The sequence below is a fragment of the Microbacterium sp. SLBN-111 genome (genome assembly GCF_049739645.1).
Classification (GTDB): Bacteria; Actinomycetota; Actinomycetes; order Actinomycetales; family Microbacteriaceae; genus Microbacterium.
Genome location: NZ_JBMGQH010000001.1, coordinates 3,034,560 through 3,056,373, shown reverse-complemented (window position 1 = coordinate 3,056,373; position 21,814 = coordinate 3,034,560). Strand labels below are relative to the sequence as shown.

Annotated in this window: 19 protein-coding genes, 1 tRNA gene and 1 pseudogene; 9 read left to right on the top strand and 12 right to left on the bottom strand. The window is 70.5% G+C overall.

Features of this window, described 5'->3' with window-relative positions; all coding sequences use genetic code 11:
* Window positions 1–14: 14 nt before the first annotated feature.
* Together leuD and leuC are read right to left on the bottom strand one after the other, a co-directional pair.
* Window positions 15–611 (bottom strand): 3-isopropylmalate dehydratase small subunit, encoded by a 597-nt coding sequence (leuD, locus tag RKD05_RS14175; protein ID WP_063257522.1) that lies wholly within the window; start codon window positions 609–611, stop codon window positions 15–17.
* A gap of 1 nt (window position 612) precedes the next feature.
* A complete protein-coding gene (leuC, locus tag RKD05_RS14170; RefSeq protein WP_424710923.1) occupies window positions 613–2,094 on the bottom strand; it encodes a 3-isopropylmalate dehydratase large subunit in 1,482 nt (493 codons plus the stop codon).
* A 232-nt stretch (window positions 2,095–2,326) separates the two neighbouring features.
* On the opposite strand from leuC, the gene RKD05_RS14165 reads away from it, so the two are divergent.
* Together RKD05_RS14165 and RKD05_RS14160 are read left to right on the top strand one after the other, a co-directional pair.
* A complete protein-coding gene (locus tag RKD05_RS14165) occupies window positions 2,327–3,667 on the top strand; it encodes an O-acetylhomoserine aminocarboxypropyltransferase/cysteine synthase family protein (protein WP_424710922.1) in 1,341 nt (446 codons plus the stop codon).
* Window positions 3,664–4,977 carry an LLM class flavin-dependent oxidoreductase gene (locus RKD05_RS14160; RefSeq protein ID WP_424710920.1) on the top strand — a complete coding sequence of 438 codons (1,314 nt, stop codon included), beginning with the start codon at window positions 3,664–3,666 and terminating at the stop codon, window positions 4,975–4,977. The genes RKD05_RS14165 and RKD05_RS14160 overlap by 4 nt, the downstream gene beginning before the upstream one ends.
* A 260-nt stretch (window positions 4,978–5,237) precedes the next feature.
* On the opposite strand, the gene RKD05_RS14155 is transcribed toward RKD05_RS14160, so the two are convergent.
* Window positions 5,238–6,227: a TerC family protein gene (locus RKD05_RS14155; RefSeq protein WP_424710919.1), complete on the bottom strand. Its 990-nt coding sequence runs from the start codon at window positions 6,225–6,227 to the stop codon at window positions 5,238–5,240.
* A gap of 153 nt (window positions 6,228–6,380) precedes the next feature.
* Here RKD05_RS14155 and RKD05_RS14150 point away from each other — a divergent pair, with 153 nt between their 5' ends.
* Entirely contained in the window at window positions 6,381–6,935 is a 555-nt protein-coding gene (locus tag RKD05_RS14150) for an RNA polymerase sigma factor (protein WP_424710917.1), read from the top strand.
* Window positions 6,932–8,014, top strand: a complete 1,083-nt coding sequence (locus RKD05_RS14145; protein ID WP_424710916.1) for a DUF4349 domain-containing protein — start codon at window positions 6,932–6,934, stop codon at window positions 8,012–8,014. Before RKD05_RS14150 ends, RKD05_RS14145 begins: the two co-directional genes overlap by 4 nt.
* Window positions 8,015–8,122: 108 nt before the next feature.
* On the opposite strand, the gene RKD05_RS14140 is transcribed toward RKD05_RS14145, so the two are convergent.
* Window positions 8,123–8,198: transfer RNA gene (locus RKD05_RS14140), tRNA-Glu, on the bottom strand.
* 216 nt (window positions 8,199–8,414) lie between these two features.
* Between RKD05_RS14140 and RKD05_RS14135 the strand changes: the two genes are divergently transcribed.
* Window positions 8,415–9,053, top strand: coding sequence for an MBL fold metallo-hydrolase (locus tag RKD05_RS14135; protein WP_424710915.1), 639 nt, complete (start codon window positions 8,415–8,417; stop codon window positions 9,051–9,053).
* A 176-nt stretch (window positions 9,054–9,229) separates the two neighbouring features.
* On the opposite strand, the gene RKD05_RS14130 is transcribed toward RKD05_RS14135, so the two are convergent.
* The 4 genes and pseudogenes from RKD05_RS14130 to RKD05_RS14115 all read right to left on the bottom strand — a co-directional run bounded on the left by RKD05_RS14130 (window position 9,230) and on the right by RKD05_RS14115 (window position 13,359).
* Window positions 9,230–9,499: an HPr family phosphocarrier protein gene (locus tag RKD05_RS14130; protein ID WP_424710913.1), complete on the bottom strand. Its 270-nt coding sequence runs from the start codon at window positions 9,497–9,499 to the stop codon at window positions 9,230–9,232.
* Window positions 9,500–9,526: 27 nt separating this feature from the next.
* On the bottom strand, window positions 9,527–11,593 hold the full coding sequence (locus RKD05_RS14125; RefSeq protein WP_424710911.1) for a PTS fructose transporter subunit IIABC: 2,067 nt from the start codon (window positions 11,591–11,593) through the stop codon (window positions 9,527–9,529).
* Window positions 11,594–11,613: 20 nt separating this feature from the next.
* A pseudogene (locus tag RKD05_RS14120) lies at window positions 11,614–12,580 on the bottom strand (1-phosphofructokinase family hexose kinase).
* Complete coding sequence (locus RKD05_RS14115; protein ID WP_026095854.1) at window positions 12,577–13,359, bottom strand: DeoR/GlpR family DNA-binding transcription regulator; 783 nt, start codon at window positions 13,357–13,359, stop codon at window positions 12,577–12,579. Before RKD05_RS14115 ends, RKD05_RS14120 begins: the two are co-directional and overlap by 4 nt.
* Before the next feature lie 178 nt (window positions 13,360–13,537).
* Here RKD05_RS14115 and RKD05_RS14110 point away from each other — a divergent pair, with 178 nt between their 5' ends.
* The 3 genes from RKD05_RS14110 to RKD05_RS14100 are packed head-to-tail and all read left to right on the top strand — an operon-like array spanning window position 13,538 to window position 16,391.
* Window positions 13,538–14,584, top strand: coding sequence for an ABC transporter substrate-binding protein (locus RKD05_RS14110; RefSeq protein ID WP_424710910.1), 1,047 nt, complete (start codon window positions 13,538–13,540; stop codon window positions 14,582–14,584).
* Entirely contained in the window at window positions 14,554–15,621 is a 1,068-nt protein-coding gene (locus RKD05_RS14105; protein ID WP_424710908.1) for a FecCD family ABC transporter permease, read from the top strand. Before RKD05_RS14110 ends, RKD05_RS14105 begins: the two co-directional genes overlap by 31 nt.
* Window positions 15,618–16,391, top strand: a complete 774-nt coding sequence (locus RKD05_RS14100) for an ABC transporter ATP-binding protein (protein ID WP_424710907.1) — start codon at window positions 15,618–15,620, stop codon at window positions 16,389–16,391. The genes RKD05_RS14105 and RKD05_RS14100 overlap by 4 nt, the downstream gene beginning before the upstream one ends.
* 25 nt (window positions 16,392–16,416) lie before the next feature.
* On the opposite strand, the gene RKD05_RS14095 is transcribed toward RKD05_RS14100, so the two are convergent.
* Entirely contained in the window at window positions 16,417–16,833 is a 417-nt protein-coding gene (locus RKD05_RS14095; RefSeq protein WP_424710905.1) for a hypothetical protein, read from the bottom strand.
* A 90-nt stretch (window positions 16,834–16,923) separates the two neighbouring features.
* On the bottom strand, window positions 16,924–17,607 hold the full coding sequence (locus RKD05_RS14090; protein ID WP_424710904.1) for a hypothetical protein: 684 nt from the start codon (window positions 17,605–17,607) through the stop codon (window positions 16,924–16,926).
* A gap of 169 nt (window positions 17,608–17,776) precedes the next feature.
* Here RKD05_RS14090 and RKD05_RS14085 point away from each other — a divergent pair, with 169 nt between their 5' ends.
* Window positions 17,777–20,068 (top strand): molybdopterin-dependent oxidoreductase, encoded by a 2,292-nt coding sequence (locus RKD05_RS14085; protein ID WP_424710902.1) that lies wholly within the window; start codon window positions 17,777–17,779, stop codon window positions 20,066–20,068.
* 3 nt (window positions 20,069–20,071) lie between these two features.
* Here RKD05_RS14085 and RKD05_RS14080 read toward each other — a convergent pair whose 3' ends face one another.
* Window positions 20,072–20,749 (bottom strand): DUF6766 family protein, encoded by a 678-nt coding sequence (locus RKD05_RS14080; protein ID WP_424710901.1) that lies wholly within the window; start codon window positions 20,747–20,749, stop codon window positions 20,072–20,074.
* Window positions 20,750–21,052: 303 nt separating this feature from the next.
* Window positions 21,053–21,775: a hypothetical protein gene (locus tag RKD05_RS14075; RefSeq protein WP_424710900.1), complete on the bottom strand. Its 723-nt coding sequence runs from the start codon at window positions 21,773–21,775 to the stop codon at window positions 21,053–21,055.
* Between the last annotated feature and the right edge of the window lie 39 nt (window positions 21,776–21,814).

The window sequence follows — 21,814 nt, the reverse complement described above, 5'->3', positions numbered from 1 at the left end:
CGGGCCGACCGGGCTTAGCGGACCGGAAGGGTCCGCGGCCGCCATGCCTCGCGGCGCGCCTCGAACTGCGAAATCTTGTCTTCGTTGCGCAGGGTGAGCCCGATGTCGTCGAGCCCTTCGAGAAGCCGCCACCTAGTGTAATCGTCGATGTCGAACGAGACTCGGAGGTCGCCGAGTGTGGCGGTTCGCGCCTCCAGATCGACCGTCATCTCGACGCCCGGCTGCGCCTCGGCTGCGGCCCAGATGCGCTCCACGTCGTCCTCGCCGATCACGCCCGTGACCAGGCCCTGCTTGCCCGAGTTGCCGCGGAAGATGTCGGCGAACTTGGGGCTCAGGACGACGCGGAAGCCGTAGTCGCGGAGCGCCCACACGGCGTGCTCGCGGCTGGATCCGGTGCCGAAGTCGGGGCCCGCCACGAGAATGGATGCCGAGCGGTAGGCATCCTGATTCAGGACGAACTCGGGGTCCTGTCGCCAGTTCGCGAACAGCGCGTCCTCGAAGCCCGTCTTGGTGACGCGCTTGAGGTACACGGCAGGGATGATCTGGTCGGTGTCGACGGCCGAGCGCTTCAGCGGCGCCACGATTCCGGTGTGCGTGGTGAACTTCTCCATGTCAGGCCTCCGCCCCGGTCGTGGCGATTGCAGCGGGCAGCGGCTCGAGGTCCGACGGGCTCGAGAGCGTCCCGCGCACGGCGGTCGCCGCCGCGACCAGCGGCGAAACCAGGTGCGTGCGTCCGCCCTTGCCCTGGCGGCCCTCGAAGTTGCGGTTGGACGTGGACGCGCAGCGCTCACCCGGAGCGAGCTGGTCGGGGTTCATGCCCAGGCACATCGAGCAGCCGGCGAAGCGCCACTCGGCGCCGAACTCGGTGAAGACCTTGTCGAGACCCTCGGCCTCGGCCTCCAGGCGCACGCGCGCGGATCCGGGAACGACCATGACCCGGACGTTCTCGGCCTTGGTGCGGCCACGGATGACGGAGGCGAAGGCACGCAGGTCTTCGATGCGGCTGTTGGTGCACGAGCCCATGAAGACGGCATCCACGGGGATGTCCTTCATGGGCGTGCCGGGCTCGAGCGCCATGTACTCCAGCGCGCGCTCGGCGGCGGCACGCTCGTTCGCGTCGGCGATCTCGGCCGGTGTCGGGACGACGTCCGACAGCGAGACGCCCTGACCGGGGTTGGTTCCCCAGGTGACGAAGGGCTCGAGCTCGTTCGCGTCGAGGAACACCTCGGCGTCGTAGACAGCGCCCTCATCGCTCGGGAGCGTCCGCCAGTAGGCGACGGCGTCGTCCCAGTCCTGACCCTGCGGCGCGTGCGGCTTGTCCTTCACGTACGCGAAGGTCGTCTCGTCGGGCGCGATCATGCCCGCGCGGGCGCCGGCCTCGATCGACATGTTGCACATCGTCATGCGTCCCTCCATCGACAGGGAGCGGATCGCACTGCCGCGGAACTCGAGCACGTAGCCCTGGCCGCCGTTCGCACCGATCTTGGCGATGATCGCGAGGATGATGTCCTTCGCCGTGACGCCGGGCTTCAGCTCCCCTTCGACCGTGATCGCCATGGTCTTGAACGGCTTGAGCGGCAGCGTCTGCGTCGCCAGGACGTGCTCGACCTCGCTCGTGCCGATGCCGAAGGCCATCGCACCGAAGGCGCCGTGCGTCGAGGTGTGGCTGTCGCCGCACACCACCGTGATGCCGGGCATCGTGAGGCCGAGCTGCGGCCCGACGACGTGGACGATGCCCTGCTCCTTGTCACCCAGCGAGTGGATGCGGACGCCGAACTCGTCGGCGTTGCGGCGCAGCGTCTCGATCTGGGTGCGGCTGGTGAGGTCGGCGATCGGCTTGTCGATGTCGAGCGTCGGAGTGTTGTGGTCCTCCGTCGCGATCGTCAGGTCGAGGCGGCGGACCGGACGGCCCTCGGCGCGCAGACCGTCGAACGCCTGCGGGCTCGTGACCTCGTGCACCAGGTGGAGGTCGATGTAGATGAGATCGGGCTGACCGTCCTCGCCCTTGACGACCAGGTGGTCGTCCCAGACCTTCTCCGCCAGGGTCCGGGGGCGATCGGGAATGTGGATGCCGTCGATCGATGTCGTGCTCATGAGACTTGCGTTTCTCCTCGGATGGGATGTGAGGCCCGCGACGAACTCCGCGACGAGAAAGGCCTAGAACAAGGTCTCGTCGCGGCCGCTAAGGAGGAGGCCGGCGATCCGCACCTCGCCACGATACCACCGGGCCGCGGGCCCCTCCCCGCGTAACACGGCGCCGCACATTTCGTCGGCGGCGGGGCGCACGTGCGAGCCTGTGGCGACGCCGTTGGAAGGAGAGTGCCGCATGAGCGCGCAGGATGACACCGGGTTCTCGACCCGTCAGGTGCACGTGGGGACGTCCGTCGCGCCCGCCTCGCCGCGCGCGACGCCGATCTACCTGACGGCCGGCTTCACGTTCTCCGACCTCGACGAGTCGGCGGCGCACTTCGCCACCGGCAGCGGCTTCGGGTACACCCGTACCGGCAACCCGACGGTGCAGGCCGTCGAGGAGCGCATCGCGTCGCTCGAGGGCGGCGACCAGGCGATCCTCGTCTCGAGCGGTCAGGCGGCGGTCACCGTCGCTCTCCTCGGACTCCTGGATGCCGGCGACCACATCGTCGTGTCCGAGCACATCTACGAGGGCACGCGCGGTCTCCTCCTCGACAACTTCGCGCGGCTCGGCATCCAGGCGACCTTCGTCGACACCTCGGACCTCGCCGCGTGGCGCGCCGCGATCACGCCGCGGACCAAGGCCCTCTTCGCGGAGACCCTCTCGAACGCACGCAACGACGTGCTCGACGTCGCCGCCGTCGCGGCGATCGGTGCCGAGCGCGGCGTTCCGCTCGTCGTCGACAGCACGTTCACCACCCCGTACCTCCTACGGCCGATCGAGCACGGCGCCGCGATCGTCGTGCACTCGGCGAGCAAGTTCCTCGCCGGGCAGGGTGCCGTGCTCGGTGGCGTCATCGTCGACGACGGACGCTTCGACGCGGCGGCATCCGGTCATCTCTTCCCCCACCTCGTGCAGACCGACCGACTCGGCGGTGCGAGCTACGCCGAGAAGTACGGCCGACGCGCCCGCGGGCAGTACCTGCGCGAGAGCGTCGCGCCGCGCTTCGGCCCGTCGCCGTCGCCGCTCAACGCCTTCCTCATCGGCCAGGGCGTGGAGACGCTGAGCCTGCGGGTCGAGCGGCAGTCCGCCAACGCGCTCGCGGTCGCGCAGTGGCTCGAGACGCGGCCCGAGGTCGAGCGCGTCGACTACGTCGGTCTTCCCTCGCACCCGCACCACGAGCTCGGTCGCCGGTACCTGACGCGCGGCAGCGGCTCGGTGTTCACGGTGACCCTTCGCGGCGGGCTCGAGGCCGCGCGTCACCTCGTGCAGTCGGTACGCCTCATCACGCACATGACTCACCTCGGCGACGTCCGCACGCTCGTGCTGCACCCGCAGAGCACCAGCCACTCCGCTCGGACCGCGGCGGAGCGCGAGCGTGCCGGGGTGTTCCCCGGCACGATCCGCCTCTCGATCGGCATCGAGGACGTCGACGACATCATCGGGGACCTCGCTCAGGCTCTCGAGGGCACGGCATCCATTCCCCTCGACGAGTTCGTGGATGCCGACGGCGCGCGCGAGGTCGTCAACGCGTGAGCCGGCTGCAGCACTTCGGCTGGTTCCTCGCCCGCGGCTTCGGCCCGCACGGGTGGGGGCACCCGTACCTCCGCTGGAACCACCGGTGGACGGAACCGGGGCTGTACCAGGACTCCGCGCGCACGCTCGAGCAGGCGGGCTTCGACCTCCTCATCATCGAGGACGCGCCCTCGCTCGGCAGCGCCGAGACGATCGACCTGCGCGTCCGGCACGCGTTCGGCGGCCCCAAGCACGATCCGCTCCTGCTGGCTCCGTACCTGTTCGCCGCGACGCAGCACCTCGGCGTCGTGCCCACGGTGAACCCCGCCGCGTACCTGCCGTACACGGCCGCTCGCCAGTTCGCGACGCTCCAGCACCTCAGCGGCCACCGACTCGGACTCAACATCGTGACCGACACCGGCAGCGCGCGGCACTTCTCGACGGCTCCGCAACTCGGTCACGACGCCGCCTACGACCGCGCCGAGGAGTGGGTCGACGGACTGCGCGAGCTGTGGCGGAGCTGGGGCGACGGCGCGCTCGTCGAGGACGAGGAGACCGGCGTCTACGCGGACGGCACGCGCCTCGCGGCGACGCCGCACCGCGGCGAGTACTTCGGCTTCGACGGTCCGCTCAACGCCGTGCCGTTCACCGACGGCGAACCCGCGATCGTCTCCCCCGGCGGCTCGGGCCGTGGCCTCGCGTTCGCCGGGCGCAACTCGGACGTGCAGCTGGCCCTCGCGCCGCTCGACGAGCAGAGCATCCGCGCTTACCGGTCACGCATTCACGCCGCCGCCGAAGCCGCCGGCCGCGCGCCGAGCGACGTGAAGATCCTGTTCGCCATCCAGCCGGTGCTCGTGTCGTCGCCGGAGGAGGCCGACCGCCTGGTCGCGGCATCCACGGATCCGGACGACGCGGCCCTGCTCACGATCGCTCGCAAGCAGTCGAGCGACCTCGAGACCGACCTCACCGGTCTCGACCTGGACGCGCCGCTCGACCGCGGGATCTTCGGCGAGCACGTGTCGGAGGGCAGCATCCGCCGCTTGGTCGGGAAGCACGAGCCCGACGCTCCCCTGCGCGCGATCCTCGCCGCGCACGCGCGCCTCGGGCGCCTGAACGACGGCTCGGGCTTCGTCGGCACGGCGGAGGAGTTCGCCGACCGCATCGAGGAGCTCGGCGATTGGGGCAACGACGGCGTCCTCCTGTGGGGCGACCTGCACCCGGTCACCGTGCACCGGCTGCTGGACGACCTCGTGCCGATCCTCCGTCGCCGTGGCATCCTGCGCGAGGAGTACGTCGAGGGCGGACTCGGGGCGAACCTCCGCGCGTTCTGACCCGCGCAGCGCGCGCGTCGCGTCGTGTCCCACTTCGTGCAGAAACCGCCGCCGAAACCTGCACATAGTGGGACATGCCTTTGGCCGCGACGGGCAGCGCGCGATGATGTCCCACTTCGTGCGGGAATCGCCGCCGAAACCGGCACATAGTGGGACATGCCCCCGTAGCGACGGGCAGCGCGCGATGATGTCCCACTTCGTGCAGGAATCGCCGCCGAAACCGGCACATCGTGGGACATGCCCCCGTAGCGACGCGGCGGTCAGTCCTTCGCGTCGGCCTTCTTCGGGATCGTCAGGCTGGCGATCGTCGCGACGGCCATCGACAGCACGATGACGGCGAGCGAGATCCACGTCGAGATCTCCGGCGCCCACTCGATCGGCTCGCCGCCGTTGAGGAACGGCAGCTCGTTCACGTGCAGCGCGTGCAGGATCAGCTTCACGCCGATGAACGCGAGGATGAACGCGATGCCGTAGTGCAGGAAGCGGAGGCGCTCGAGCAGGTCACCGAGCAGGAAGTACAGCTGGCGCAGCCCCATGAGCGCGAAGAGGTTCGCCGTGAACACGATGAACGGGCTCTCCGTGATGCCGAAGATCGCGGGGATCGAGTCGATCGCAAACAGCAGATCGGTCACCCCGATCGCCGCGAACACGATGATCATGGGCGTGAACACGCGCTTGCCCTCGACCCGCGTCAGTACCTTCCGGCCGTCGTACGAGTCGGCGATCGGCAGCACCCGGCGCAGCATGCGGACGATGAGGTTCTCGCGCTGCGTGTCGTCCTCGTGATCGCCGCCCGGGAAGGCCTGGCGGATCGCGGTGTAAATCAGGAACGCCCCGAACAGATAGAAGATCGGGCTGAAGTTCTCGATGATCGTCGCACCCACGAGGATGAACACCGCGCGGAGGACGAGCGAGATGATGATGCCGACCATCAGCACCTGCTGCTGGTAGCGCCGGGGCACCGAGAACTGACTCATGATCAGCACGAAGACGAACAGGTTGTCGATCGAGAGGCTGTACTCGGTGAGCCAGCCGGCCACGAACTGCCCGGCCACCTCTCCCCCGCCCACGATCACCAGGATCCCGGCGAACGCCAGAGCCAGCACGACGTAGAACACGACCCACAGCGCCGATTCCTTGGGCGAGGGAATGTGCGGGCGCGCGAGGATGATCAGCAGATCCGCGGCGAGGACCAGCACGAGCACCACGAGGGTGACCGTCTGGAACACGGGGTCCAGCTGCAGCTCCATGGCGGGCCTTTCGTTCGGGGGAACGCTGAAGTCTATCGACGGGCCCGGGCGGCTCGGCATCCGGTCCGGAATCGGGTATGAGACGATCTCGCGCGAGCGGACACCTCTCAATGAGAGAGTGCTCGCACGGGTGCGGACGAGGGAACGGATGCCATGACCGACGACGTCATCGACGACAGGGCGCTCGTCGCGCGCGCCGCCGGCGGGTCGGACGCCGCGTTCCGATCGCTGTACCGCGCGTACGTGCGGCCGGTGTACTGGATCGCGTTCGGACTCGTCCACGACGAGACGGACGCGGAGGACGTCGTGCAGGACACGTTCGTCGTCGCTTGGCGGAAGATCCCGAAGCTACGGCTGGAGGGGGTGTCCCTGCTCCCCTGGCTCGCGACGGTCTGCCGCCTGCAGGCGCAGAACCGCTTACGGTCGCGTCGCCGGCACGGCGAGACCGCCGAGCTCGACGAGCGGATCCCCGCGCTGATCGACGTCGAGAAGCAGGTCGTCGAAGCCGAGACGGTGGCGGCGATCCTCGCCGCCGTCGAGGGACTCGGCGACCTCGACCGGGAGATCTTCCGGCTCTGCGCGGCGGAGGGATACGGCTATCAGGCCGCGGCCGAGTCGCTCGGCGTCTCGCACGGCACCGTACGCAACCGCCTCTCCCGCATCCGTTCCCGGGTGCGCGCTACCGCGATGGAGACGGAGACCCCATGACCACCCCCAGCCTTCCCCCGGTCCGCGCCGATCGCGTGGATGCCATGGAGTCGGTCGTGTTCGCCCGGATCGCGCACGAGCGCGCAACCCGGCGTCGGCGCCGCCGCACCGCCTGGACGGGCGTCGGTGCCGCAGCCGCGGTGCTCGTCGTCGCGGCCGTCGTCGGGCCGGCACTGACCACCTCGAGCGGCACGTCCGGATCGTCCGTGTCGGCCGTCGGAGGTGCCGTGGACCCCGGTATGGGCACCGAGGCCGGCACGCGCGACATGAGCGCGCCGCTCGCCCCCCAGGGTGTCGCGGGCGGATCGGCCGGCGGCTCGGCCGATTCCTCGGCGGCGTCGGGTTCCGCCACGTCGTCGACGAACGGCACGCGCGACATCGTCGCCACCGGCTCCAGCACCGTGGAGGTCGACGACGTGCGCGCGGCGATCACCCGGATCACGGATGCCGCGACCTCCGCCGGCGGCTACGTGGAGTCGTCGCAGGTCGGCGGCGGATACGGCGTGGTCCCGCTCGACGGCAAGGTCGTCCAGCCGGAGGCGGTCTCATCCGGGTGGATCACCGTGCGGGTGCCGGCGACCTCCCTGCAGAGCGTGATGGACGGCCTGTCCGCCGTCGGCGATGTCACCGCGACGAGCGTGAACCGCTCGGACGTCACCGAGCAGACGGTCGATCTCCGAGCCCGGGTCGCCGCCGGCGAGGCATCCGTCGCTCGTCTGACCGAACTGATGGCTCAGGCCTCGTCGGTGTCGGACCTCATCGCGGCCGAATCCGCGCTCGCCGACCGCCAGGCGCAGCTGGACTCCGACCGCTCGGTGCTGACCTCGATCGAGTCGCAGGTGGCGATGTCGTCGCTGAACGTGCAGCTGAACGTGCGTTCGCAGACCGTGGCCGCCGACCCGGCCGGGTTCGGCGACGGCCTGGTCGCCGGCTGGAACGGCCTCATCGCGACACTCAACGGCGTCGTGATCGGCCTCGGGTTCCTGCTCCCCTGGATCGCCGTGGCCGCGGTGGTCGTGCTGATCGTCTGGGGTGTCCGTCGCATCGTGCGGAGGCGTCGGGGGTCGCACGAGGCGTAGGACGCTGGCGGCCCCGACTCCGCGGAGGGTCGGGGCCCAACCCGCACGGGCAAGCGCCACCCGGACATGAGAAAAGCCCCGACCATTCGGTCGAGGCTTTTCTCATGTTGGTGACCCCAGCGGGATTCGAACCCGCGTTACCGCCGTGAGAGGGCGGCGTACTAGGCCGCTATACGATGGGGCCGCGTCGCAACCGTTCAAGTATGCACTACGGATGCCGCGCACGACAAATCGGGCCGCGAATGACTCGCAGCCCGGGCGTGTCCGGCCCACCGTACCGCGCGCGCCGCCCGGAGGGAAGAGGAACGCGTGACTCGACCCGCGACGTTCACCTGTGGCATCCCGATGACTCGTCGTCCAGCGGTTGCACGCTCCCCCGGCGCGGAGTTGACTCGAGCGCATGCAGGTCACCAAACACGAACACGCCTCCCTCGTCCTCACCGAGGCTGGACACACCCTCGTCATCGACCCCGGCGTCTTCACCTCGCCGCTCGAGGAGCTCACCGGGCTGGTCGGTGTCGTCATCACCCACGAGCACCCCGACCACTGGACGCCCGAACACCTCACGCGGCTCCAGAAGGCGCACCCGGGTGTGCCGATCTACGGTCCCGAGGGCGTGCAGAAGGCGGCCGCGGGGTTCGACGTCACCGCGGTGCACCCCGGTGACACGCTCGACCTCGGACCGTTCCACCTGGAGTTCTTCGGCGGCAAGCACGCCGAGATCCACTCGTCGATCCCGATCGTCGACAACGTCGGCGTCCTGGTGAACGACGCGTTCTTCTACCCCGGCGACTCGTACACGGTCCCGAAGGGGGCGCACGTCGCGCTCCTCGCTGCCCCGGTGGGTGCGCCGTGGCTGAAGATCTCCGAAGCGATCGACTACGTGCTGGCCGTCAAGCCCGCGCGTCTGTTCGCGACCCACGACATGACGCTCTCGGTCGCCGGGAAGCAGATGGGCGACGCCCGCCTCACGTGGGCCGTCGAGCAGAACGGCGGCGCGTTCGTCGACCTCGGCCCCGGGGATTCGACCGAGGTCTGACCCCGCCGCGCGCGAGAACACCGGATGCCACGGCCCCCTGGGCTCGTGGCATCCGGTGTTCTTGCGTCCCCCGTCCCCCGCGAGAAACGCGATCCACGGGAGGAAACGGCGTGTCAACGCGTTTCCGGCCGTGGATCGCGTTTATCGCTGTGACGAGGGGGCGGGGCGCGGAGCGCTTACTGCGCGTCGAGGTCGGTCTCGAGGAGCTCGACGAGCTCGTCGAGCGCCTGCTCGGCGCCCTCGCCCTCGGCCTTGAGCGTCACGACGGTGCCGTGTCCAGCGCCGAGGCCCATGAGCGAGAGGATGCTGCCGGCGTTGAGGTCCGGTCCGCCCGCGGCAGAGATGGTGACGGGCACCTTCTTCTCCTGCACGGCCTGCACGAAGAGCTTCGCGGGGCGGGCGTGGAGACCCGAGCTGCTGGCGATGGTGGCCTGACGTTCTGCCATGGTGAATCCTTCCGATTCGACGGGGTGTTAGGCGGCGACGGGGACTGCGGGAGCAGCCTCTTCGACGGCGGCGTCCTTGGTGCTGCGACCGATGCCCTTGAGGGCGACGACGATCAGCGCCGTCACGACGGTACCCGCGACGATCGCCAGGAGGAAACCCCACCACGGGCTGATCGCGAACAGGACGAAGATGCCGCCGTGCGGGGCGAAAGACTGGACGCTCAGCCACATGCTGAGGCCGCCGGTGACGGCACCGCCCACCATCGAGGCGGGGATGACGCGCAGCGGGTCGGCCGCGGCGAACGGGATGGCACCCTCGGAGATGAACGACGCACCCAGCAGCCACGCGGCGGCACCGTTCTCACGCTCGACCGGCGTGAACTTCGGGCGGGCGAGGACCGTGGAGGCCAGCGCCATAGCGAGCGGCGGCACCATGCCTGCGGCCATGACCGCGGCCATGATGAGGTACGGCGCGGTGTTGGTCTGGCTGGCCGCGGCCAGGCCCGTCGTCGCGAAGACGTAGGCCACCTTGTTGACAGGTCCACCGAGGTCGAAGCACATCATGAGGCCCAGGATCACGCCGAGCAGGATCGCCCCGGCGCCCGAGGAGGCGAGCGATGTGAGCCCCTCGGTGAGGGCGGCCATCAGGGCGGCGATCGGGCGACCGAGGAAGAGGATCATCAGACCCGAGGCGAAGATGGAGCCGAGGAACGGCACGATCACGACCGGCATGAGGCCGCGGAGCCAGCGCGGAGCGTCGAAGCGGCCGAGCCACCAGGCGATGAAGCCGGCGAGCAGACCGCCGATGATGCCGCCGATGAAGCCGGCGTTCATGAGCACCGCGACGGCGCCCGCGACGAAACCGGGGGCGATACCCGGGCGGTCGGCGATCGCGTAGGCGATGAAGCCCGCGAGCACAGCGACGATGAAGCCCATCGACGTCGCACCGATCATGAAGGCGACCGAGCCGAGGTACTGGCCGAGCGGGCCGAGCGGCGAGGTCAGGTTCTCGGTGGGGAGGTCCCACAGCGAGTTCTGGATGATGACGTTCGCGGCGTCCTTCGTGACCTGGTAGCCGCCGAGCAGGAAGCCGAGCGCGATGAGCAGGCCGCCGCCGGCGACGAACGGGATCATGTAGCTGACGCCGGTGAGCAGCCAGCGCTGGATGCGACGCCCGACCGACTGCTGCGCGACGGGAGCGTCGGACGCGGATGCCGCGGCCGCACCGCCCTGGACACGCGGAGCGTTCGGGTTCGAGACGGCGGCGACGGCTTCGGCGATGAGCTGCTTCGGTTGCTCGATGCCGCGCTTCACGCCGGCGCGGACGACGGGCTTGCCCGCGAAGCGCTGCGGTTCGCGCACGTCGACGTCGACGGCGAAGATCACGGCGTCGGCGTCGTCGATGACGCTCTGCGGCAGGGCCTTGTAGCCGCTGGACCCCTGCGGTTCGACGACGAGCTCGACACCGTCGGCCTCGAGGCCGGCGGCGGTGAGTGCGTCCGCCGCCATGAACGTGTGCGCGATGCCCGTCGCGCAGGCCGTGACGGCGACGATCTTCGTCGTCTTCGTGGCCGTCGCCGTGCGGGCCTCGGCGCGAGTGGCAGCCGGCGCCGCGGCAGCCGCGGCCTCGGCAGGAGCGGATGCCGGGGTGATGGCATCCGTGATGATCCGGACCGCGTCGGTCGGGGTCGCCGCGGCCCGGAGCCCGCCGGTGAACTCCGGCTTCATGAGGCTGCGGGCGAGCTGCGACAGCACCGCGAGGTGTGCCTCGTCCGCGCCCGCGGGAGCGGCGATGAGGAACACGATGTCGGCGGGGCCGTCGGGCGCGCCGAAGTCCACGCCGGGGGTCAGGCGGGCGAACGCCAGCGTCGGCTCGGTGACCGAGGCGCTGCGGGCGTGCGGGATTCCGATGCCGCCGGGGAGGCCGGTCTCGTCCTTCTGTTCGCGCGCCCATGCGTCGTCGAAGAGTTCCTGGGCGCTCGTCGCGCGGCCCTGCGCGACGACGCGCTCGGCCAGAGCACGGATGACCGACTGCTTGTCGGTCCCCAGGGGCGCGTCGAGGCTGACGAGCTCCGGTGTGATGATGTCGGACATGGTTCGGTGACCTTTCGTGGTCAGTGTTCTGCGGTGGGGGTGGGGAAAACGGTCACGGCGATCGGCCCCGCAGGCAGATCGGCCGGTGTCGGGGCTTGCGTCCCCGGCAGAGTCGCCGCGGCCGCGCCGTACGCGATGCTGCGGGCGAGTCGGTCGGGGGCGGTAGCCCCCTCGAGGTCGGCGAGCAGATAACCGGCGAGCGAGCTGTCGCCCGCGCCGACCGTGCTCGCGACCTGGATTCTCGGGGCGCGTCCGCGCCACGCGCCGTCGGCGGCGAAGAGCAGCGCGCCGTCCGCCCCGAGGGTCACGAGAGCGGATGCCACCCGCTCGGGCACTAGAGCGGCCGCGCGCCGCGCGGCCTCGGCGATGACGTCCGCGTCGGTCGTGGCATCCTCGCCGACGAGTTCGGCGAGCTCCTCGTGGTTGGGCTTGATGAGGTCGGGGCGCGCGGTCTCGACGACGGCGGCCAGGGCCGCGCCCGAGGCGTCGACCGCGATGCGCGGTGCGCCCGCGCCCCAGCGCTCGCGCACCGCGGCGATGAGGTCGGCGTAGAACGTCACCGGAACGCCCGGCGGCAGCGACCCGGCGAGCACGAGCCACGTCGCGTTCTCGGCAGCCGCGACCACACCGGCCGTGAGCGCCGCGGCCTCGGCTGCGGAGAGCTCGGCACCGGGGAGGTTGAGCTTGGTCGTCTCGCCCCGCGGATCCGTGATCGTGAGGTTGGCGCGCACGCGCCCCTCGACGGGCACGATCTCGAGGTCGACCCCGGCGTCGTCCAGGAGCAGACGGTACGGGTCGTGGTCGTTCACGGGGACGACGGCGCGCGCAGGGGGCGCCGGCGGCGGAAACGACTCGGGCGACGTTGACGCCCTTGCCCCCGGCATCCTCTCGAGACGACTCGGCGCGCTGCACCTCGCCCGGCACGAGCGGGCCGGTGAGCTGCACGGCGCGGTCGGCCGACGGGTTGGCGGTGAGGGTGACGATCATGCGACACGCACCTCGGCATCCGCGTCGGCCAGGGCCTGGGCGAGCGCATCGGGCGGCGTGCCGTCGGTGACGAGCACGTCGATCTCGTCGAGGCGGGCGAACCGCACGAGCAGCTCCTCGCCGAACTTGGCGGTGTCGGCGACCACGACGACGCGGCGCGCCGCCCGGATGATCGCGGTCTTGACCGCCGCTTCCTCCGGGTCGGGGGTGCTGAGGCCGAACCCGGCGCTCAGTCCGTTCGTGCCCACGAAGGCGATGTCGGGGCGCAGCTCGCCGATCGACCGCACGGTGTGGGCGCCGACCGCGGCGGCGGTGACCCCTCGGACCTTGCCGCCGATCACGGTGAGCGAGACGCGGTCGTCACCCGCGAGCAGGTGCGCGGCCTCGAGCGAGTGTGTGACGATCTCGACGTCGCTCCCCTCCCCCAGCACCTGCGGGAGTTCGGCGGCGACGGCCGCGGGCGTGGTGCCGGCGTCGATGAAGATCGAGCCGCGGAACCCGGGGCTCAGCAGCCGAGCGGCTTCCGCGCCGATCGCGCGCTTCGCGTCTCCCTGGCGAAGTCGACGTTCCGACAGCGAGACCTCCGTGGTGCTCGCCCGGTCGATGCCGACCGCACCCCCGTGGACGCGACGCAGCGCGCCGGTCTGCTCGAGGCGGTCGAGGTCGCGACGAACGGTCTCGGTGGTGACGTCGAAACGACGAGCGAGGTCGACGACGCTGACGCGTCCGATCTCGCGCAGTTCGCGCTCGATGAGCTGCTGGCGCTCCATTGCGTACACGGAATCCCCTTCGAAGATTCCCACACGTTACAACACAAACCAACACATATCAACGATTGAACGGACCGTGATACCACGCCTTCGAAGCATCCACCCAACTCGCATCCCGAAATAGGTGAGGCTAGCCTTACCTACGGCTTCGCGCCGCACCTATCCCCTCACCGCACGGAGATCCCGGATGCCACTGCCCCGCGCCCTCGCTGTCCCCACCGTCGTCGTCGCCGTCGTCGCGCTGCTCACCGGCTGCGGCGCAAGCGAAACGGTCTCCGCCGCCGCCCCCACGAGCGGCGCGGAGGGGAAGACCACCTACCCGCTGACGCTGGAGAACTGCGGACGCGAGGTGACCGTCGAGGCGCCGCCGGAGCGGATCGTCTCATTGGATCAGAACTCCACCGAGATCCTGCTGTCGCTGGGGCTGGCGGAACGCATGGTGGGCACGGCATCCTGGACCGACCCGGTGCTCGACTCGCTGGCCGCCGACAACGCCCGGGTCCCGCGCCTTTCGGACAACGCGCCGTCGTACGAGGTCGTGCTCGGGGCCGACCCCGACTTCGTGACCGCTTCGTTCGGTCGCCACTTCGCGCAGGGCGGCGTCGCGACCCGGGATCGGTTCGCCGAAACCGGCATCCCGAGCTACCTCTCCCCCACGGATTGCGAAGGCGCGGTGAGCATCAACGGCGGCGGCACCCGGACCATCGCGCTCACCGAGGACGTGCTCTACGGCGAGATCCGCGACCTCGCCGCCATCTTCGACGTGCCCTCGCGCGGCGAGACGCTCATCGCCTCGCTGCAGCAACGCGCGGCCGCGGCCGTGGACGGCGTCGATTTCGGCGGCCGGACGGTGGCCTTCTGGTTCGCCGACACCAAGACGCCGTACGTCGCCGGCGGACTCGGCGCGGCCGCGCGCCTGGCGGCCGCGACGGGCATGATCAACGCCTTCCCCGACCGCACCGACGACTGGCCCGCGGTCGGGTGGGAGAGCGTCGTGGATGCCGATCCGGCGGTGCTCGTCCTCGGCGATCTGCGGCGCGACCGCTTCCCCGGCGACCGCCTCGCCGACAAGATCGCGTTCCTCGAGAGCGATCCGCTGACCTCGACGCTGACGGCCGTGCGCGAGAAGCGCTTCATCGCGCTCCACGGAGCCGAGATGAACCCCTCGATCCGTTTCGTCGATGGACTCGAGAAGATCCGCGCGTGGTGGGACGAGAACCGGAGCGCGCTCTGAGCGCGCCGGCCGCGGTTCGCTCGCGCGTTCCGCTCGGTCTGCTCCTGACGCTCGGCGGAACCGTCGCGCTGATCCTCTCGGTCGGCGTCGCGATCACGCTCGGTCCGGCCGACGTGTCGCTTGTGAACGTCCGAGATGTCCTCCTCAACAACCTCGGCCTCCCCGATGTGCCGGTCCGGGCCGCGAAGAACGCGATCGTGTGGGAGGAGCGCCTCCCTCGCGCGCTCGTCGCCGCGTGCGCCGGCGCCGGCCTGTCCGTGTGCGGTGTGGTGATGCAGTCGTTGCTGCGAAACCCCCTTGCCGAGCCCTTCGTTCTGGGCGTCTCCTCGGGCGCCTCGACGGGCGCGGTCGTGATCGGCGTGCTCGGACTCGGAGGCGGCATCCTGGGACTGTCCGGCGGTGCGTTCGTCGGCGCGCTCCTCGCGTTCGGCCTGGTGCTGGTGCTCGCGCGGTTCACCTCCGGCGGGACGTCGAGCGTGGTCCTCGCCGGCGTGGCCAGCACGCAGTTCTTCTCAGCCGTGACGTCGCTCGTGGTGTTCGCGATGGCCGACTCCGACGAAACGCGCGGGGTGATGTTCTGGCTGCTCGGCTCGCTCGAGGGGATGCGCTGGGACGACGTGGCCCTCTGTGCGAGCGTCGTGACGACGGGGACGCTCGTGTGCCTGCTCTCGGCGCGATCTCTGGATGCCTTCGCCTTCGGCGACGATGTCGCGTCGTCCCTCGGCATCTCCGTCGCCCGGACGCGCGTGGGACTCCTGGTCGTCACCGCCCTGCTCACCGCCGCGCTCGTGAGCGTCGTCGGAGCAGTCGGCTTCGTCGGCCTCGTCGTGCCCCACGCCGTGCGGTTGCTCGTCGGTCAGCGGCACGCCCGCGTGCTGCCGGTCGCTGTCGTCGCGGGGGCGATCTTCATGGTGTGGGTGGATGCCGCGAGCCGCACGCTCTTCGCGCCCACTCCCCTGCCCGTCGGGGTGGGCACAGCCCTCATCGGTGTCCCCGTGTTCGTCGCCCTGCTCCTGCGCCGGCGGGGACGCGCATGACGCTGCAGGCACGGGACGTGCGCTGGACCCGCGGTGGTGCGCTCGTCATCGATGGCGTCTCGCTCCGCCCCGTACCGGGGGCGACGGTCGGGCTCCTCGGCCCGAACGGCTCGGGCAAATCCTCGCTCCTGCGTCTGCTGCAGGGAGCATCGAGACCGGATGCCGGCGAGGTGCTTCTCGACGACACGCCCCTGCCGAAACTGCCCCGCCGCGAGATCGCCCGGTCGGTCGCCGTGGTGACGCAGCACGCCGAAACGGATGCCGACATCACCGTGCGCGACGTCGTCCGACTCGGACGCACGCCGCACCGCCCGATGTGGGGCGGCGCCCGCACGGATGACGACACCGCCGTGGAGGAGGCTCTCGCATGCGTCGGGCTCACCGACAAAGCCGACCGTTACTGGCACACGCTCTCGGGCGGCGAACGCCAGCGTGCACAGATCGCGCGTGCCCTCGCGCAGCGACCGCGAGAACTTCTCCTCGACGAGCCGACGAACCACCTCGACATCCGCCATCAACTCGACATCCTCGCCCTCGTCGCCGCGCTTCCGGTGACGAGCGTCGTCGCGCTCCACGACCTCAATCTCGCGGCGACCTATTGCGACCAGGTCGTCGTGCTGCGTCGCGGTTCCGTCGTGGCCGCAGGACGTCCGACCGACGTTCTGACACCCGAGCTCGTCGCCGACGTCTACGGCGTGCGCGCCCGGGTCTGGCCCGACGAGATCACGCAACGCCCGAGGATCGTCTTCGAGGGGACGCTGGCATCCTGAAGTCGCGGGCGGCGCTGCGACTCCGTCAGGGCGCGACGACCGAGATCGTGAAGGCGCTCGCCGTGCCATCCGGTCCGGTCAGCGTCGCCTTCGTCGTGCCGACCTTGCGCGCGATGAAGCCGGGGCGGAAGGTCGCCCCCTCGTCGGACCCGCCGGCCGAGAACTCGGCGATCGTGGGGTCATCCGTGGTTCCCCGCCACTGGTCCTCGGTGCCGTCCGGAACAGTGACCGAGAGCGCCGTCCCGATGACGACGGCGACGTTCTTGCCGTTCAGATCGCCGGGCGACACCATGGTCGGCGGCAGGGCCTGCGGGCTCGCCGACGCGTTCGCGACGCTCGAGGGTGCGACCACGGGCGGCGGAGTCTCGTCCGCGGTCGAACAGCCGACGGTGACGAGCGCGACCGCGACGAGGGCGACCACGGCGGAAGACCAACGGACCACGGAACACCCTTCGCAACGGCTGACGCACCGGATGCTACCGCGGTGGCATCCCGTGTTCCCTGAACGGCGCGGCCCGGCACCGAGGGCGGATCACTGCCCGATGTTGTACGCCAGGCTGAGTGTGCCGTCGCTCGCGGTGACCTGTGCGGTGATGCTCATGCCGCCGTGCGTCACCGTCGGGAGGGACAGGGTGGAGGCGGACCCCTCGTTCCGTGCGGCGTCACCCACCTGCTCGCGCAGGGCGTCGAGCTGCGCCTGGGACCATCCCCACTGCGCGGCGCGCGAACCGAGCTCCGACGAGATGCTCGTCCAGGACCCGCTCGCCGCGGGAACCACCTGCACACGCGTCACGATGTCGTCCGACGTGGTGAGCTCGAAGCGCGACACCCCGCTGAACTTCAGCGACGTGCCGTCGCCGCGGACCTCCAGCGAGATCGGCACGAGCGTGTCGATCGGGGTCTGCCCCGCGGCCGGGAGCCCGAGTTCGCTGGCGGAGGTCGACGCGGTCACATCGACCGTCGCGTGGCCCCGGCGATTCAGGAAGTCGAGCCCCGCCTGATCGAACCGGGATTGGCCGTCGGGCAGCTGCTGGTCGGCCGAGGCGACGGGTGCTTCCTCGGTCCACCACGAGTTCGCCATCGCGACGGCACCGAAACCGAGCACGAGGCAGATGACCGCGGCGATGGACAGCGTGACCCACGTGAGCACACGGTCCTTGCGTGCTGCGCGCGCGGCCGGTGACGGGCGACGGAGCGGAGGAACGGTGGAGGTCATAGCTCCTCCCTAGCACCGGCTCCGCGCCAGCGCACCCCCTCCGTCGCCGATTCGGAGGCGGTACGGAGGTTCGTGTGCGCGGTCGTGCGGGAGGCGGCATCCGGATGCCGATGTCCTTGCGTTGCGCCCGGAGGAACGCCGAGTGACCGGCGCGCGCGAGGATGGCAGGGTGACGCGAACGCAGGAGAGCAGCGCCCACTGGGGAACCTTCGAGGTCGAGGTGTCGGGAGACAGCCGGACGGTCGTGGCGACGCGGCCGTACGCCGACGATCCGGATGCCGCGCCGGCGATCACCGGGGTCGCGGAGGGTCAGCACCACCCGTCGCGGGTCACGCGCCCGGCCGTCCGGCGCCGGTGGCTCGAAAACGGTCCGGGTCCGGACGCCCACCGGGGCGACGTCGACGACGAGTACGTCGAAGTGGAGTGGGACGAGGCCCTCGATCTCCTCGCCGCGGAACTCGGGCGCGTCCGCTCGACGCACGGCAACCGCGCGATCTTCGGCGGCTCGTACGGCTGGGGAAGCGCCGGCCGTCTGCACCACGCGCAGAGCCAGCTGCACCGGTTCCTCAACTCGCTGGGCGGCTACACGCGCTCGATCAACGACTACAGCCGTGGCGCGAGCCTCGTCCTGCTCCCCCACCTCATCGGGCCGATCGGCATGCGCGAACTGCGCAGCCGACCGCCGTCCTGGGGACACATCGCCGAGCACACCGACCTGCTGATCGCGTTCGGCGGCCTCCGCCGTTCGAACACCTGGGTGGTGCCGGGCGGTCACGACCGGCACGTCGTCTCCCGACTCGCGCGATCCGCCGCGGCCTCCACGCGGATCGTGTCGGTTTCCGCGCAGCGCGACGACACCCTGACCGAACTGGATGCCGAGTGGCTCGGCATCCGCCCGGGAGCCGACACCGCCCTCCTGCTCGCCCTCACCCACACGCTCGTCGCCGAGGGCCTCGCGGACGACGCGTTCCTCGCGACGCACACCGTCGGCGCGGACCGCGTGCGGGCGTACCTGCGCGGCGAGCCCGACGGCGTGGCGAAGAACCCGGAGTGGGCCGCCGAGATCGCCGGCGTTCCCGCCGAGACGATCCGCGACCTGGCGCGACGCGCCGCGTCGGGACGCACGCTCGTCAACGTCACCTACTCGCTGCAGCGCGCGGAGCACGGCGAGCAGGCGGTGTTCGCGGCGGTGACCTTTGCGGCGTTCCTCGGCCAGATCGGTCTGCCCGGCGGCGGATTCACGCACGGATACGGCTCGATGGGCGACTACGGCGTCGGGGTCGCCCCGGTGCCCCTCCCCACGTTCTCGCAGGGCACGAATCCCGTGACGGACTTCATCCCGTGCGCGCGCATCAGCGACCTACTCCTGCGTCCGGAACCGACGATCCCGTACGACGGCGGCACGCTGGACCTCCCCGACATCCGGCTCGTGTATTGGGCCGGTGGCAATCCCTTCCACCACCACCAGGACCTGCGGCGTCTGCGTCGCGCGGTCGCGGCCGTCGACACGCTCGTCGTCAACGAGTTCCACTGGACCCCGACCGCCCGGCACGCCGACATCGTCCTCCCTGCGGCCACGGGCCTCGAGCGCGACGACCTCGCCGCCGGCGCGGGAGACACGCGACTTCGCGCCATGCCGCGCGCGGTCGAACCGGTCGGCGACGCGCGCGAGGAGTTCTGGATCTACGACCAGCTCGCCCAGCGACTGGATGCCGACTACGCCGAGGGCCGCGACAGTCACGAATGGCTCGAGAAGATCTACGAGGACTGGCGGCAGCGCCCCGAGATCCCCGACGCCCCGCCGTTCGCCGAGTTCTGGCGCGAGGGCGGCACGCCCCTCCCCCAGCACCACTACCGGGACGGGGCGTTCACCGACTTCCGCGCCGACCCCGACGCACACCCGCTCGACACCCCCAGCGGGCGGATCGAGCTGTTCTCCGACACCCTCGACGGATTCGGTCTCGACGACACCGCCGGGCACGCCGTGTGGATCGACACCGCGGAAGCGGCGGGCTCGCCCTACGACCTGCAGCTGCTGTGCACGCAGCCGACGCACCGACTCCACAGCCAGCTCGACATGGCGGCACCGAGCCGGTCGACCAAGGTCGCCGGACGCGAGCCCGTCCGGCTGCATCCGTCGGACGCGGCGGCGCGCGGCCTGACCGACGGCGACGTCGCGATCGTGCGCAGCGCCCAGGGCAGCCTGCTCGCCGGCGTCGTGACCACCGACACCCTGTTGCCGGGCGTCGCGCGGATGCACACGGGAGCCTGGTACGACCCGAGCGCGCCGGGGATCGCCGACTGCATCAACGGCAACGTCAACGTCCTGACGAAGGACATCGGCACGTCGAAGCTCACGCAGGCGTCGAGCGGCGCCCGGGTGGCCGTGTCGATCGAGCGGTACGACGGGGAGGTCCCGCCAGTGCGCGCGTACGACGGGCCACGGCTGGCATCCCGGTAGAGGTCACTCCGTCTCGACCGCGCTCGTGTGGTGCGGCGTGCCGACCGGCTTCGACTCGCTCGATCCGCGCTGGCGCAGGTAGATCGAGAAGGCGATCATCGCGCCCACCGCAAGGAATTCCGACTGCCAGTTCTGCAGAGTCCGATTCCAGAATTCCGGGGACGCCACATATTGCAGCCACGTCTCGCTCGGCATTCCGTGCTGTGCGTTCTCCTCATTCGCGACCGTCGTACCGCCGAGGGATTGCGCGAACCACGACAGCAGGAAGATCGCACCCATCACGATGAGGAGAGAGTTGGAGTACACCCACCCCGCGGGTCCGCCGAGGCGCGCCCACCGGGGCGAGTCGGGGTGCGCGTGCGGGCCGACGAGCTGCTCCTCGTCGGTACCCACACCCTCGTCGCCCGGCTTCTTCGATTCGGGCGAGCCCCGCTGCACGAGCCACACCGTCGCGAAGATGAACAGGAAGAACTGCAGGAACTCCGACTGCCAGTTCTCCGCGACGTCGACCAGGAAGTCCGACGACGTCACGAATTCCCAGTACCCGATCGTGGCGAGTCCATGGAACTCGAGCTCCTCGTTGTTGTTGGCGTATCCCGCGAAGGACTGCCCGATCAGCGCGGCGAGGAAGATGATCAGGAAGGCAATGCTGAGTCCCTGCTCACGGAAGAAGCGGCGCATTCTCACCGCCCCGCCAGCGGGAGGACGATCATCACGGCGAGACCGACGACGATGATTCCCATCCAGGCCCAGAACATCGCGCGCATGCCGACGGTTCCTGATTCGGCGCCTTCGTGATCCATGGGTTTCCTCTTTCGACTCTGCAGAACCCCCGGCGTCTGCTCGGCGAAGAAGCCGAACCGCGCCCGGGCCCGATGCATCCGCCAGCGTGCACCCGAGTCGACGCAGCGCGCATCCCCCTTGCGCCGGGGCGGCGAATGGGATGAGACGAGGAACAGGCGGGCGTCTCGCCCGCGAGACGTCTCAGCGCGCGCGGCGACGGGCGGTCGCCCATACGACAGCGCCGGCCGCGGACGCGACGAGGAGCATGGCGCCGATGCCGAGCGTCAGAGGATGCATACTGATCTGCCCGGCACCCGCGATCGCCTCGGCATAGCGCGTGGAAACCACCCCGCGCATCTCATCGACGGATGCCGGTGACGGCACCTCGCGCGAGGCGGACGCGTTGAGCGCGGTCACCACCCCGTCTCGCACGGCGTACCACGCATCGATGGTCGGGTCGGACACGAGAGTCGCGCGGTCATCCAGGCCGTCGAGCGCTCGCGCCAGATCGTCGTCGTCGTTGTACCCCGCGTACTCGGCCGTGCTTCCCGCGGTTGGGCGCCAGACGCGGTACGTCCCGACGAGGTCGCCATCTGCCCCCACGATCGGCGCCAACCATTCATCGAGTGGAGCGACGGCATCTCCATCGACTTCGCCCGCGATGAGCGCCGGGCTCCAGAGGTGGATCTGCCGAGGTACGCCGAACAGGGCTGCCGAGCCGATATCGGGGACCTTGGGCCCGTCAGCGGTGTTCGCGGAGGCGTCGATGTCCCGGAGGTTTGCGATGGCAGCCGACGAGTACGCGTCGGCGACGTCGGCCGGGACCTCTGCGTCACCGTCCGCCGCTCGCGCCGCGGACGTCGTGTCCGCCGCCAATGCCATGGCGATGAGCAACCCGGTCGCCACGCGACGGAAGTGCTCCATGGTCGATCCACCGCCCCCGGGGTGAGTGCGCATTGAGGT

Bases quoted from the DNA above. Each gene is read 5' to 3' on its own strand.
- leuD (WP_063257522.1), bottom strand. From the start codon at position 611: ATGGAGAAGTTCACCACGCACACCGGAATCGTGGCGCCGCTGAAGCGC.
- leuC (WP_424710923.1), bottom strand. From the start codon at position 2,094: ATGAGCACGACATCGATCGACGGCATCCACATTCCCGATCGCCCCCGG.
- RKD05_RS14110 (WP_424710910.1), top strand. From the start codon at position 13,538: ATGCCACTGCCCCGCGCCCTCGCTGTCCCCACCGTCGTCGTCGCCGTC.
- RKD05_RS14150 (WP_424710917.1), top strand. From the start codon at position 6,381: ATGACCGACGACGTCATCGACGACAGGGCGCTCGTCGCGCGCGCCGCC.
- RKD05_RS14135 (WP_424710915.1), top strand. From the start codon at position 8,415: ATGCAGGTCACCAAACACGAACACGCCTCCCTCGTCCTCACCGAGGCT.
- RKD05_RS14130 (WP_424710913.1), bottom strand. From the start codon at position 9,499: ATGGCAGAACGTCAGGCCACCATCGCCAGCAGCTCGGGTCTCCACGCC.
- RKD05_RS14075 (WP_424710900.1), bottom strand. From the start codon at position 21,775: ATGGAGCACTTCCGTCGCGTGGCGACCGGGTTGCTCATCGCCATGGCA.
- RKD05_RS14155 (WP_424710919.1), bottom strand. From the start codon at position 6,227: ATGGAGCTGCAGCTGGACCCCGTGTTCCAGACGGTCACCCTCGTGGTG.
- RKD05_RS14145 (WP_424710916.1), top strand. From the start codon at position 6,932: ATGACCACCCCCAGCCTTCCCCCGGTCCGCGCCGATCGCGTGGATGCC.
- RKD05_RS14080 (WP_424710901.1), bottom strand. From the start codon at position 20,749: ATGCGCCGCTTCTTCCGTGAGCAGGGACTCAGCATTGCCTTCCTGATC.
- RKD05_RS14100 (WP_424710907.1), top strand. From the start codon at position 15,618: ATGACGCTGCAGGCACGGGACGTGCGCTGGACCCGCGGTGGTGCGCTC.
- RKD05_RS14090 (WP_424710904.1), bottom strand. From the start codon at position 17,607: ATGACCTCCACCGTTCCTCCGCTCCGTCGCCCGTCACCGGCCGCGCGC.
- RKD05_RS14125 (WP_424710911.1), bottom strand. From the start codon at position 11,593: ATGTCCGACATCATCACACCGGAGCTCGTCAGCCTCGACGCGCCCCTG.
- RKD05_RS14165 (WP_424710922.1), top strand. From the start codon at position 2,327: ATGAGCGCGCAGGATGACACCGGGTTCTCGACCCGTCAGGTGCACGTG.